This is a genomic window from Desulforadius tongensis (assembly GCF_016907915.1).
GTDB lineage: Bacteria > Bacillota > Desulfotomaculia > Desulfotomaculales > Desulfohalotomaculaceae > Desulforadius > Desulforadius tongensis.
Genome location: NZ_JAFBCW010000018.1, coordinates 38563 through 49449, shown reverse-complemented (window position 1 = coordinate 49449; position 10887 = coordinate 38563). Strand labels below are relative to the sequence as shown.

Genomic DNA, 10887 nt, shown 5'->3' with positions numbered 1-10887 from the left:
AGTATACTTCATTGCCATTGGTCTTTTTGCCATTAACATCAGATATGGCTGCCACTGCATGGATTCTTTTTCTCTACCATAAAGCCGTTCATGTGACACTACAGTCTGGTAATTCTCATCAAGAACTTCCACTGTATTAAAAGTTACTTTTACCAGCACTTTGCTTCTGGCAAAGCGTGGGGAGGTGGAATAGATTTTTTTATCAACAGTTACTTTGCCATATTTATCAGCTTTTGCCCATTGGTAGTGGCAAACTTCATATTCTTTGGCTGGCAGCATTAATAATTGTTCTTTATCTTCTTCAAAGAGATTGGTAATCAATTTATCCTTTTTGTAATGGAATCGATGCCTATCATCTTCTGCTAGCTGCCACAAAGTTTGATTGTACTTTTCTAAGTTATTAATACAAGGCTCTGGTAGCAAAAAATTATTTCGTATATACTTAACCATTGCTTCAACATGGCCTTTTTCATTTCCCCTACCTGGGTTACTAAACTCATATTCAAAGCCGTAATGAAAAGCAAAGTGGTAAAATTCTTCGGTAAGTTTCCGCTCACCATTAGGTAGTATTTTTACTACTGCTGGAGATAGGTTATCAAAGCGAATTGTCTTTGGCACACCACCTATGTAGTGGAATATTCTCTTTAACCCCTCCATAAAGCACTCTTTGTTCTGTCCCTTAAATACTTGAAAGTAAAAGGAATTGCTGTACGGAAAAGAAAGAACCAAGTAAGATAGTTTAACAGTTCCTCCTTTGTATTTAAATGGTGTTTCACCAAAATCAACCTGTGCTGTGCCTGGCTTAGATTCTAACGGTAATGAGCAATCTTTATCCTGAAGTAACTCTTTCTTTTTCTTGCTGACATAGGCTCTAACACTGCGATAAGAACCTTTGAAACCATGATCTTCACAAAGCATATCATATATTCTTTTAGCAGTGCGGCGGTACTTCTTGTTCTTTTTCATATCTTCAGCCAGCCATTTATCAATTAAAGGTTTCACCGGATCCATTACCGGTGCTTTTCTCTGCTCTTTTGGTCTTTTCTTAGGACTCCAATTTTCTTTCTCTACGTACTTTTTAACTGTCCTGGGATCTCTTTTGACTTGCCTGCTAATATCAGCATAGCTGTGGTCTTTTTTGTTTGCTAAAAACCTGATATAATTTATTTCAGCCACTTGTAACATCTCCTTTTAAACCCCCTGTACACTTTTTGCTCGCATACAGGAAGTGTAATTTGGGTTAGGGGATGTTGACAAGTGGTTTTTACTTTCTTGTTCTAGTAATTGACCTACATAAATTGGCTGCCAAACCTTACATTTTTATTCTGCCATAAACAGCTCAATTCTGCAGATATAGGCACAACATATGGCAATAAGAATGGGAAGAAAAAATTCTCCGTAAAATAGGCTTACCTGCGTCCAAAGGCTGTACCATTCATTTTGTAATACACCTTGATTAAAATGGTAATTAATGCTCCCCAGTAATACACTTATAATGGGGAGGGTAATAAGCACAAGCCAGATACGGGAATGACGCAGCTTTAACCATTCAGCCGAAATACTTTTTTTAAACATATCAATTCCTCCTTCAAACTTCTTGTCGGGAAAAGTGATAGTTTCCCGACATATAAAAAAATATAACCAATAAAAAAGCTGTAGTTAGCATACCTATTCCGGGATTTTGCTTAATAAATTCAAGCGACCCATTCGTAACATGATATTTAATAGGGCATAGTTCAGTATAGTAAGACCAAATAATAATTCGTCGTACGGTCTCAGGGAAAAAATAGGCGGTCATTCCTAGAAAACCACCAATCATTCCAAAACATAAAGCAAAAGCTTGGTTCTTAATAGCTAGTGTTATCCATTGCTGTAATGCAAGTATGATCATAGAAGCTAGCATAGCGCCTCCAATAAAGCGTGTTATTAGAGATAGGGGTAACATTCCGGTAGAACTTTTCACAATACCAAAAACTGTTATAGCAAAGGCTTGTAAAACAATGCCATATAATAGTAGTGTACAAGAACATAGATATTTGGATGCGTATATAGATTTACGGTTCATGTTTGAGGATATCAGCAATTTCCAAGTATTACCTTTATTCTCCATGTCGCAGATACGAGAACTTACAATAGCACATATTATAGGTAAAAATAATCCATTCATAGAAGCTGTGGTTGTAAGTATAGATTCCCAAACAGGACTATTGGGATTACGAGACAAAGAAATACTGACGGACATAAAAGCCCATAATATTTCGAAGCCTAAAAATAAGGTAATCATTAGAAATATCTTTTTGCGACGTAGTTTGAAAAATTCTAAGGTTACAGCTTTAATCAAAGAGATCGCTCCCTTCCTGTAAGTTCAAGGAAAATATCTTCTAAACTTTTTCTATGTTCCTCAATACGAATAACATCAATACCCTGTCCTATAAGAAGTTTATTTAAATATGCTATATGTGCATCTGGTAGATTTTCAAAAATTAAACGATCATTGTTTTGCTTAAGTTCATACCCTTCTGCAAGTAATATTTTTTTAGCTAGCTTATTATTCTGTGTTTTTATGGAAATATAAGATTTGCTTTTTGCCTTCAGTAAGTTTATATCACCTTGGAATAAAAGCTTTCCATCATTTATAATGCCTACAGAGGTAGCCATTTGTTCAATTTCTGATAAAAGATGAGTAGAAATTAAAACAGTGGTACCATAACGCTGTGGTAATGATTTGATCAGTTCCCTGATTTCTCTAATACCGTTAGGGTCGAGTCCGTTGGTTGGCTCATCAAGTATTAAAAGTTTGGGAAAATTGATTAAAGCCATTGCGATACCAAGCCGCTGCTTCATACCTAGTGAATAGTGCTTTACTTGTTTGTTTTGTTGTTTTTCCAATCGGACAATATGTAAAGCTTCCTGTACCTTTTTATTTGATACATTGCGTAGGCGTTGGAGGATACGCATATTTTCCAACCCTGTTAAATGTCCATAATAGGATGGGGACTCAATAAGTGAACCTGTTTGACTTAAAATTGACTGACGGTTTTTATTGAATTTCTTACCAAAAATTATTACATCTCCCTTTGTGGGTTTAACCAGTCCTAACAGCATTTTAAGGGTAGTGGATTTTCCTGCTCCATTAGGACCGAGAAATCCGTAAATATCCCCTTTGTATACTGTCAGATTAACTTCATTAACTCTACAAATGCCATTGAAATATTTAGACAAGTTGTGTGTTGATACAATTGTATTCATTCAGATTTCAACTCCAATATATTTTTCGTGCAATTAATGCAGCATCATCATAGCATCTTCACCTTTCTTGAATCTAAAGCGAACCTTACGGTAACCTTAAATTTATGCTAAATACGGAAATTTAATAAAAATGTTATAATTTTTATGTATAATAGAATTGGTGGTTGAAAATGGAAAATATAAAAAATAAAAAAATACTTATTGTGGACGATGAGCCTGAAATCAGAAAAATGATAGAGGGTTTTTTACGAAAAGAAGGTTTTTTTCGTATATATCTTGCTGCAAACTGTGAGGAGACTTTGAAAATTTGTCATTCAATTAAGCCGCAAATTGCAATTCTTGATGTTATGCTTCCAGATGGCGATGGTTTTACGCTGCTTTCATCCATACGACAGTTTTCTCAAATGCCGATATTTTTTCTAACAGCAAAAGGGGAGGATCAAGATCGTTTATTAGGTCTTGGACTGGGCGCGGATGATTATATTGTTAAGCCTTTTTTGCCGCGAGAGCTTATTCTTCGACTTACGGCTATACTCAAACGTGTTTATACTACTACAGTGACGCAGCAGCTGCCAGTTTTCATGGTGGAAGGGTGTACTATCGATTTAGAAAGCGCTGTAGTACGTAGTAATAGAGGAGAACAGCCATTAACAGCGAAAGAGCATGCGCTTCTTTTGAAGTTGTATGAAAATAGGGGACGTATTGTTACTAGCGATGCTTTATGTGAAGCAGTATGGGGCGGGGATTATTATGGTTATGAAAATAGTTTGATGGTGCATATTAGACGGATACGGGAAAAAATTGAGATGAATCCATCTAAACCTAAAAGTCTTCTTACTGTAAGAGGATTAGGATATAAGTTAATGGTGAAAAAGGAATAATAAATATGGATGGCATTACGCGTATTTTACGTCGGTTTATAGGTGTGACAATTTTAATATGCATTTTCCTATTTATATTCAATCTTATTATGCTGGGTTCCGTTGTGTTCAACGGAATGTACGGGGAGCAGTCTCCGAAAAATGTACTCAGAAATGTAGTGTTAGAGCTTGAACGTAAGGACTCAAACTATGTTTTGGGTGAGTCTGCTAAAAATTTGTTAGAGCAAGAACACGCATGGGCAATGCTTATAGATAGCACTGGAAAAGTGAGATGGAATTACAAATTACCTGAAGAAATTCCACTTTCTTATACCCTGATTGAAGCAGCGAAGTTTTCACGAAACTATCTAATGGATTATCCGGTTTTTGTTTGGGAGCATAATGACGGACTTGTTGTTATTGGTTATCCCAAAGAAAATTATGCTAAATATCAATTTTATTTTCCTGTTAGTTGGATAAGTTCTCTGCCAATGAGGACAGTTACTTTGTTTATAGGAAATATTGCATTGGCTTTATTTTTATCAATTTTAATAGGCACAAGGCTTATAAAATCTGTAAGGCCTCTTATTGCTGGGGTACATGCTCTTTCAAATGAAGAACCTACTTATGTTGAAGTAAAAGGCATTTTCAGTGACCTCGCCGAAAGCATTAATCATACTTCGGATATGCTGCAAGAAAAAAATGCTGCACTCAGGGCAAGGGATAAAGCACGTTCTAACTGGATAGCAGGCATTTCACATGATATACGTACCCCACTTTCGATGGTGCTTGGTTATGCTAGTGAATTGGAGGAAAATATGACTGTGCCTGTAGAGCAGAGACAACAGGCTGGGATTATCCGGCAGCAGGCTCAAAAACTCCGTTCCCTTGTCAGTGACTTGAACCTTGTATCTATGCTGGAATATGAAATGCAGCCGTTAAACTTAAAATCTATTCGTTTGTCTATGCTTGCAAGGCAGGTTGCTTCGGAGTTTCTTAACAATGGGTTGGATGAAAGATTTACGATTACTTTAGATATTCCTGATGAGAATATCAAAGTAAAGGCTGATGAAAAATTGCTTCTTAGGGCTATAAATAATTTAGTGCAAAATAGTATTACACATAATCCAAATGGGTGCAAAATTTTATTAAAAACATGTCTTTCTTCAGATAACCAAACATGCTGTTTTATTGTATCTGACAATGGAAAAGGTGTGCCGCGTAATGAACTTTCTGATTTAATAGAGCTTCCATATTCATCAAGTAGAAAACGCCTCGTTCATAATGGACATGGGCTGGGGCTGCCAATGGTTGCACGAATTTGCCAAGCACATCATGGTCAACTTGTGCTGGAAAGTGAAATAGGAAAAGGAATGAAGGCAATTATCCAACTTCCACAAGTATTTATACAACAGTGAGGTAATATATTATGAACTATGAAGGACAAGTAATAGCTTTATGAAATGACATAGATAAACAAATGAAAGGTTTAATGTAAAAGAGTTTGTAAGAGTAAATCGCGAATATCCTGGGGCTGTAACCGTCAAGTAAAAATGAACAAAAAATGACAATATAGAAGAGGAGGGATAATATGAAAATCAGGTATTATCTAATAGCACTTTTCCTTATAATTTTAATTACTGTTACTGCATGTAATGGTAAAGGTGGTAAATCCGACAGTTACGTGACTCCGGAACAAGTACTAAACGTATTTAAACAAGAAGGGGTTAAATTAATTAAGAGCGATAAGGAAGTACCAAGTCATCTCACAATAAATGAAGTTAAGCCACTAATTTATCAATCAACTGCACTAAACAACCAGTACCTACTTGTATATGTCTTTAATTCCTTCGCTAAAGCGAAGGAATGTAGTAACTATTTACATGATAATAAACTTCAATTTCAAAATTTTGATGTGTTCTCTCCGCCTTACTTTAAGGTTAAAAATATAGTGCTAGCATTAGCTGCGGAAAACGTTCATGAATTTCATGTTCTTGGTTATAACAATATAACTAAAATCATTTTTGAAAAATTACATGATACAAAGAAATTAGTTTTTGCCGGCGAGGGAGAACACTGGAAAGCTAACATTACAGTTAAATACTACGAATACTATTTAGAAGACGAAAACATATATTATGATAGTTATCATACCAAAAAAACAGTACTTACTTATAAAGGTAATAATGAAAGTGTCACTACCTTTGATTATAAATGTAGCGACGGTTCCGCTGGTACGGGGCAAACTTTGAATCAAGATGATGTTTCTGGAGGTTACTTTAGTGGTAATGGATCACTTCCAAGAGAAGAAGACACTTACACTATAGATATTCACTGGAATGGGAAAACCGAATCGTTTAAATTAAAAGCTATCACCCATAAAGATCTATAATTGAGCTTCCCCCCGAAAAAATAGACACAACAAACGTCGTGTTTTTCCCTGTTTTCATAGAATTTCTTAACAATGTTTATTAAATTTTAAGGAAATAAATCATTATGATTTGTATTGGATAACCCTCAAAGGCTCGCCTAAAAGCATATAATTAATCAGACAGCTGCTTTAAAAGCCTGCTCGTATTCTAGTGAGGACATATATCCCAAAGAGGAATGCAGTCTTATGCGATTGTAAAAAAACTCAATATATTCAAAGACAGCGGAATAGATCCTCTATGGCTGCAAGGTAAAGCCAGCCTTCATCCGTCGGTATTGTCGGCTGCCCAAATTTGATTGGGGCGGTCAATATTAAAGTTTTGATTAATCAGATTTTCAGCAAATGGATAATTATGTTTTGAATTTGTTGTAGCTTTGTATTTTCTCTTTGTCTTGCCGGTAATGCCGTTATCACGCATCAAGCGGGCTGCGCGGTTTTTGCTGCAGGCAATGCCTTTTTTCTTTAGGGCCCTGGTTATCCTTTTCTAGCTATTTCTAATATTAAAGGAGGAAGGGGCAATTCTTTTCCCACTGAACGCCAATGTGTTATGGATGGGGTATTCTTGCCCAGATTTTATGAAACTAATTCTAACCTTATTAATGATTTTGTATATTGTTACAGGCTGTTCTGGATCGACAAATGATCGCATTGATAGCTTGAAATGGTTTAAAACTGAAAATATTGCAATTGATTACGGTATGAAAGAAGAAAAAATTACAAAAGAAAATGTCATAGGAAAAATCAAAAAAAATGGAGAAACATTTATTTTTTATAAGAAAAACTTACCAGACGGATTAGGATTGGGAATCGCAAGTATAAGTGAAAAAAATGGACAGTATGCTTGGTACAAAGTTGATCAAGATATTCTCGTGAAGAAAAATGATAATGAAGCTTATTCCCCTGAAATAAACTGGGACACTAAAACACAATCGGGAAAGAGTTTTACAGTTTATACAGGAATCACAAAAGATCAAAATATTTCTATCAAAACACCAAAAGGAATTGTAAAGCCTGATATTATTGATAAGAACTCTGGAATTTATTTCTATATTGAATCTACTAAAGCCTTGTAGAAAAGCTTCGGGGACTTAACGTTATTGATAATAACGAATATGCTGCCATAGATGCTTCAAAGTTGGAATCCAATGAAAGAGCTAAACCCAGGAGAGGTATCGCCCTTCCCCCGGTTTGATGGACACGATAAATTTTGTTGTGCCTATTTTTTCGGGGGAAGCTCATCATTGTTCACTTTCCTGGGTTCTTTGATTGTAGTAAAGCTGCTTGCTATGTGTTTTTTATTGTATTCGTCCTGGAATTCTCTCAGTTTGGCGGCAAAATTACTTAACTTTTTTTACATCCAGACCATGCGTGGATATATATCAATAGTAGTGGTGGGCTGGTAAACCTTAAGCGCTTGAAAAATAATAAGTTGGCTTATGGGTTCGGTGAGTTTGATTTTGTGTTATAATATAACAGCAAGGCTTACCGGGAATTTAAGTTTGCTTTGACACGCAAGAGGTTGGAAGTTCAATTTTTCTCCCGCTTACCCGTGTGGAAAAAGTCTTCCGTATTTTGGAAGGCTTTTCTTAATATACAAAGGGATTTAAACTCAATTTAGTGGTTGATACTGAAATGGGGGGGCAGTATGAAAGCGTATATAGATTGTATACATTGTTATCTCAAACAGGCGGTGACATGTATGAACATGGCCGGGGTGGATGAAGACAGGCAGCATGAGATTTTATACCGCCTGATGGATGACATAAAGACTATGGATCGAAACAGGACCCCGGCGGAAAATTCAACAGAAATACTGATGAAAGTATATAAGCAAATTGGCAGCGATGATCCTTATAAAAAAATAAAGAAATATTCAAATGACCTGGCTCTGGAGTTGTACCCGAAATTAAAGGACCGCTTAAAGGAATCCGAGGACAGGCTTTATGATGCCCTTAAAATGTCTGTAGCGGGAAATGTGATTGACCTGGGAATAAACAGAAGTTTTGATATAGATGCCAGTTTAAAATACAGTTTAAAAGTTGGCTTCTCCAAAGACGATTATGATAAGTTTATTGATAAGCTGGAGAAAGTTAACGAAATACTCATTTTGGGGGACAATGCGGGGGAAATAGTATTTGATAAAGTGCTGGTGGAAGAACTGGTAGGTATGGGGAAAAGGGTGATATACGTTGTTAAAGGCGGCCCGGTATTAAATGATTCCACTATGGAAGATGCTGTTTACGTAGGAATGGATAGGGTGGCAGAAGTTATAACCACCGGGTCCAGCTATCTCGGTATGCCTCTCAATAAAATATCAAAACAAGTGAGGGAACTGTTGGCTGATACAAATCTTGTCATTTCAAAGGGACAGGCTAATTTTGAATCTCTGGAACAGGAAGAGCTGGCAAAAGATCGCATTTTCTTTCTGCTTAAAATAAAGTGTGAAGGTGTAAGCCAGGTGGCAGGAGCAGATTTGGGTGATGTTGTGTTTTTTACGAGGTAAGGAAGCGGCCGGGCTTTTTTAAAAAATAAAAGAGCATCTTAAAAAACATGTTATCTGCATTTTTTAAGATGCTCTTTTTTGCCAAAGCCGGGTCTGTACGTGCTGGGGATTATTTGTTGTCTATGTATTTTACCGCATTTAGTGCCGCCACCTGACCTTCTCCCACTGCTTTGGCCAGTTGATAAGGCTGGCCGGTGTTATCGCCGGCGGCGTACAACCCCGGTATATTGGTAGACAGGTCGCGGTTTATTTTGACGGCCCCGTTTTCTATTTCCAGCCCGGGAACCAGCTTGTCCGGCAGTACGGCATCGCGGATGATAAATACGCCTTCCACTTCCAGCGTGCGGTGGGATAATTTTAAAGCAGAAACCAAATTATCCCCTTCAATAGATAGGGGTTTTTGATCGGCAATAACTTCTACCTGCTCATGAATTTTAGAACGCATTTCTTGGCTGCCTTTGCAGAGGGGCAAGAGATAAACCTTCCGGCAGATACCTGCCAGGTAGTTGGCCTCTTCAATTCCTTCTGGGGAATAAGCCAGCACTGCCACGGTGCGGTTTCTATACAACCCGCCGTCACAGGTGGCACAGTAGCTTACACCTAATCCCAATTTTTCTTCTTCTCCCGGCAGCAGCTTGGCCACACTGACACCGGTGGCCAGCACCACTGCCCGGGCGTAAAATATCTTATCCCTGGCCTGGATGGCAAAACCATCGTCCTGCGGTATTATGCCCGTTACCCGGCTGCGAAGTATTTCAATTCCCATGGCTTTTACATGTCCTAAAAATTTTTGCCTTAATTCCTCGCCGCCGATGCTGTGAAATCCCAGGTAATTGTTAACGTGGGGGGCTTTATGCAGTTTAGGGGTACAAAACTCAGAGCCCAGTAAAACCAGCTTTTTTCCCCGTACTTTGGTGTTAATCGCGGCAGATAACCCGGCAGGACCGCAACCGATAATTGCTATTTCATAGTTTGTTTCGTTCACAATTTACACCTCCAAGTAATAATAGTATGCTGGAGGAGTAAAAAAGTTATTCTTTTAATTCCATTCGTACCAAACCCTGCGCAGTCCCATTTGGGCACCATTTTTTTCCGCAAAGGTGGTGGAAAGTACAACCTGTGTACTGTCCGGCACTTCAACGTTTATCTGCAGCTGTTCTTTAACCTGCTGCAGCAGTTTCTGGGGCGAAAATGCAGCCGGAAGGGGCAGGTCTAAATATACCATGCCCCTGCTGTTTGGCAGCTTGGAGAGGGCACTTTTCAATGCTGCTGCAGTAACGGCAGCAATCTCGTTGATGTTTTGAATCAGCGGGGCGGTGGTAACAACCGTTTTTTTCTCTTCAGCCTGTACCAGCAAATCATGTTTTTCCGTGCCGTTTTGTAAAATAACTTTAATTTTTTGCCCTGCGTAATCTGCGGCTACGCTCAGCCGGTAACAAAGGCGGCGAAAAATATTAATATCACCTTTAATAAGGGGGATTTGTTCCCTAAAACCCGGTGTGTTTCTTAAGGTATATAAGTTTTCTCCTAAATTTGCCAACCTTAATGTTTCTTCAGAAGGGTTAAGACAGCCGGTAAGCTGTGCATAACCAATTTCATCACTGGCCTTAAGCCAGCGTACCGCCAGTGGTGGGATGTTGTTATGATGCATTCTGCCGTGATTATCCCTAATGTTATGTACCCATTTTTCCATCCAACCCTGGCCCACCAGTTCTTCGATATAAGCTAAAGACCTTTGTGTTTCTTCGACTGTGTAATATTTAATCATTTTTTCACCAACCTTTTTCAGAGTAGTATACCATATCAAATAACGTTTCTCCTTTTTTTAACCTGGCAAAAAGTGT

11 protein-coding genes and 1 pseudogene are annotated in these 10887 nt (G+C 37.8%); 5 read left to right on the top strand and 7 right to left on the bottom strand.

Translation table 11 applies throughout. From position 1 onward, the window contains the following. The 4 genes from istA to JOC37_RS08465 all read right to left on the bottom strand — a co-directional run. Positions 1-1185 (bottom strand): IS21 family transposase (gene istA / locus JOC37_RS08480; RefSeq protein WP_204617977.1); only part of this gene is annotated, 1185 nt, incomplete at its 3' end. Between the two features lie 135 nt (positions 1186-1320). Then, on the bottom strand, positions 1321-1575 hold the full coding sequence (locus JOC37_RS08475) for an ABC transporter permease (protein ID WP_204617975.1): 255 nt from the start codon (positions 1573-1575) through the stop codon (positions 1321-1323). Between the two features lie 13 nt (positions 1576-1588). After that, positions 1589-2341 (bottom strand): ABC transporter permease, encoded by a 753-nt coding sequence (locus tag JOC37_RS08470; protein WP_238480834.1) that lies wholly within the window; start codon positions 2339-2341, stop codon positions 1589-1591. Then, entirely contained in the window at positions 2338-3249 is a 912-nt protein-coding gene (locus JOC37_RS08465) for an ABC transporter ATP-binding protein (RefSeq protein ID WP_204617973.1), read from the bottom strand. Before JOC37_RS08465 ends, JOC37_RS08470 begins: the two co-directional genes overlap by 4 nt. Before the next feature lie 170 nt (positions 3250-3419). Here JOC37_RS08465 and JOC37_RS08460 point away from each other — a divergent pair, with 170 nt between their 5' ends. The 3 genes from JOC37_RS08460 to JOC37_RS08450 all read left to right on the top strand — a co-directional run bounded on the left by JOC37_RS08460 (position 3420) and on the right by JOC37_RS08450 (position 6501). Next, positions 3420-4130, top strand: a complete 711-nt coding sequence (locus JOC37_RS08460; RefSeq protein ID WP_204617971.1) for a response regulator transcription factor — start codon at positions 3420-3422, stop codon at positions 4128-4130. Positions 4131-4135: 5 nt separating this feature from the next. After that, positions 4136-5527: a sensor histidine kinase gene (locus JOC37_RS08455; protein WP_204617969.1), complete on the top strand. Its 1392-nt coding sequence runs from the start codon at positions 4136-4138 to the stop codon at positions 5525-5527. A gap of 173 nt (positions 5528-5700) precedes the next feature. Next, entirely contained in the window at positions 5701-6501 is an 801-nt protein-coding gene (locus JOC37_RS08450) for a hypothetical protein (RefSeq protein ID WP_204617966.1), read from the top strand. 155 nt (positions 6502-6656) lie between these two features. On the opposite strand, the pseudogene JOC37_RS13270 reads toward JOC37_RS08450, so the two are convergent. After that, positions 6657-7021: pseudogene (locus JOC37_RS13270) on the bottom strand (IS3 family transposase); the annotation flags it as partial. A gap of 70 nt (positions 7022-7091) precedes the next feature. Here JOC37_RS13270 and JOC37_RS08435 point away from each other — a divergent pair. After that, on the top strand, positions 7092-7613 hold the full coding sequence (locus tag JOC37_RS08435; protein ID WP_204617965.1) for a hypothetical protein: 522 nt from the start codon (positions 7092-7094) through the stop codon (positions 7611-7613). Between the two features lie 572 nt (positions 7614-8185). After that, the gene (locus tag JOC37_RS08430) at positions 8186-9043 is read left to right on the top strand and encodes a damage-control phosphatase ARMT1 family protein (protein ID WP_204617963.1); all 858 of its coding nucleotides are present in this window, start codon (positions 8186-8188) and stop codon (positions 9041-9043) included. A gap of 109 nt (positions 9044-9152) precedes the next feature. Here JOC37_RS08430 and JOC37_RS08425 read toward each other — a convergent pair whose 3' ends face one another. Then, on the bottom strand, positions 9153-10028 hold the full coding sequence (locus tag JOC37_RS08425; protein ID WP_420797286.1) for an NAD(P)/FAD-dependent oxidoreductase: 876 nt from the start codon (positions 10026-10028) through the stop codon (positions 9153-9155). A gap of 54 nt (positions 10029-10082) precedes the next feature. Then, on the bottom strand, positions 10083-10850 hold the full coding sequence (locus tag JOC37_RS08420) for a hypothetical protein (RefSeq protein WP_204617961.1): 768 nt from the start codon (positions 10848-10850) through the stop codon (positions 10083-10085). Positions 10851-10887: the final 37 nt, after the last annotated feature.